The following is a 2,464-nucleotide window of genomic DNA, read 5'->3' on the forward strand; positions in this document are numbered from 1 at the left end:
AGCGCGAACGCCTCGGCGTGCTCACCGATCCACGATGCGCACACCGCCAGCTCATCGGTGGCCCGCCACGCGTAGACGTCCGCGTATCTGGGGACAAACAGGTCCTCTTCGGGAAAGGGGATGGCGGCGGCGCGCCGGGCAAATTGGTAGCCGAGCGCATAGCGCTGCGCGACGCGATGCCGAAAAGCGATGGCATGCAACGCCTCGGCGCGGGTCGGTCGAAACTCCCACGCCTTGAGATAAGCCTCCTCAACATCCGGCCACGGCTCACCGAGTTCCGCCATCGACTCGGCGAGCCGGTACATCGCCCAGTAGACCTCCTCGTCGCAGCCGCCCATCTCGATTCGCCGCTCACACCACCGGCGCGCATTGACGAAATCCTCCATGCGGAAGTAGGTCTCCGCCAGGAAAAAGACCGACCGCGCATCCTCTGGGTTGCGTTTGACCTTGGCCAGCAACCAATCACGCTCCTGCGCAGCCTTGTGCTTGAACAGGTTGTAGGTGAACAGCTGGCGGTCGCGGAGCGGATTATCTGCGCTGCGGTGTGTGCCGTCGCGGCGCACACCGATGCAAGGCTCGTCCCGCGCAACGCTCTCTTCGGCGACGCTATTGAGGCCTTCCGACAGCGCGCGGTCCACGATGGCGGCTTGGTCGCGAGCGGAGAAAGCCCGATAGCCCTGCTCGGCGAGCTTGCGTCGCGCGCGTTCGTCGCCGACGAGCTCCACGCAGCGTTCAACCAGTTCGTCGTAGTCGGCGAACGCGATGCCCGACGCCAGGTCGCGCTCCAACTCCGGATCGACACCACGCTCGGAGACCACCGCGCGTCGGTTGGCGAGCAGATAAGATACCCGCGCGATTTCGAAGATTTTCGCGTCCCAGTAATGGATGTTCAGGACGATCTTCGAGCGTGCGATCCAGGCATCGCGGTTCGCACCGTAGGCGCCTGATAGCCATTTGACCCGAAGACCTCTGTCGCGCAGATCCCGGAGAACCGCGTATCGGCGCCCGTTGAGCGCGCCGTAGAACAGGACGTCGATGTCCTCGGGGGCAGGGGCGATCCGTGTCAGCTCGGGGACGTATCCGATCGGAACGTGGGTGGGTCGCGGAAGTCCCAGGGCAGCAAGGTATTCGACGTTGGCTTCGCTGTAGTCCCACGTCGGGTAGCGCCGGAAAAGGTCGACGAATTCAGGCATCGTCATCCACGGCAGGTCGTCACCCAATTGCTCGAGGTTATAAAAGATCGGGTTCTTTGGCGGTTCCAAGCCGTACTGGACGAGTAGGTTTCCGCCGAACACGATGGTGCGGCGCTCGTCGAGGTCGAGACGGTGCGTCAGCACCGAGTCATGGCCAAGCGCCAGAAAGGCATGGTGCACTGCCTCGGCGACCTCGTTGAACGCTCCGCCGCTCATGTCCTGGTGGTCGGGCGGTGACACAACCGCGACCGCGAAACGCATGGGTGCAAATTACAGCAAGTGGGTTGCGCTTGACTCGGCTTAGTTAATAGGTATCGAACATCGCCGGAGCCTGGATCCGGTCAACGAGGAGGTGTTTTCGGCCGACGTCCCTTCTTCGACGCCCGAACCGGCGCCTTGGGTTCCTGTGCGGGCCGCGGCGCGGCCTTCTTCGCCGCCCGAGCTGGAGCTTTGGGTTCCTGTGCGGGCCGCGGCGCGGCCTTCTTCGCCGCTCGAGCCGGGGCCTTGGGTTGTTGCGCGGGCCGTGGTGCGGCCTTCTTCGCCGCTCGAGCCGGGGCCTTGGGTTGTTGCGCGGGCCGTGGTGCGGCCTTCTTCGCCGCTCGAGCCGGAGCTTTGGGTTCCTGCGCGGGCCGCGATGCTGCGACGCAGAGCACCTCGTCGAGGCTGGCGGTCTGTAGTCCGACAGCGGTTGCCCGCCAACCGAGTTCGGCGATGGGATCTGGGTCGCTGCCCCCTATGCCCCCGGCCCGATCCAGGCGTCCTGTGTCGAACATCGCCGGGCCGCTGGCCACCGCCTGGGCCAGGACGTAGCGGCCGGCATGGGGTGAGTGGCGCACCTCCTGCTCGGCCGCGCAGACGCCGGTCAGCGTGACCGCGTCGGCGAAGTTTATTCCCACCTGGAATACCTGTGGTTCGGATTCGAGCACCGCGACCAGGCGGGTGATGAAATTCTCGGGCGCAAAGAACCGCCACCCCTGGCCCAGGTGTAGCCAGAACCGTCCGTGGATGTGAGCGCGAAGCCGCGCGAGCTGTGTGGCGGGCGCGTCGCCGGGGCTGCAATCGACAAATTCGAGGAACCGGTAGCGCCCACCCAGCCACGCACGGTCGGTAGCGGACAGGCCGGCATCGACCACGAGGAAGCGCCCGAACCACAGTGGCAGATCGAGGCACGAATTCAGAAACGAGTTGATGGCCTGCTCGGTGGTCTCGCGGTCCGGTCCGGCGACCAGGCTCACAACAACCTTGGCGCCCGGGCCGGCGACGAGACGCTG

General features: G+C 65.6%; 2 pseudogenes. Both read right to left on the reverse strand.

Annotated elements, in window-relative coordinates:
- A pseudogene (locus A5673_RS03130) lies at nt 1–1,454 on the reverse strand (glycosyltransferase family 1 protein); the annotation flags it as partial.
- 80 nt (nt 1,455–1,534) lie between these two features.
- Nucleotides 1,535–2,464: pseudogene (locus tag A5673_RS03135) on the reverse strand (hypothetical protein); the annotation flags it as partial.

This window comes from Mycobacterium sp. E3198 (genome assembly GCF_001667015.1).
GTDB lineage: Bacteria > Actinomycetota > Actinomycetes > Mycobacteriales > Mycobacteriaceae > Mycobacterium.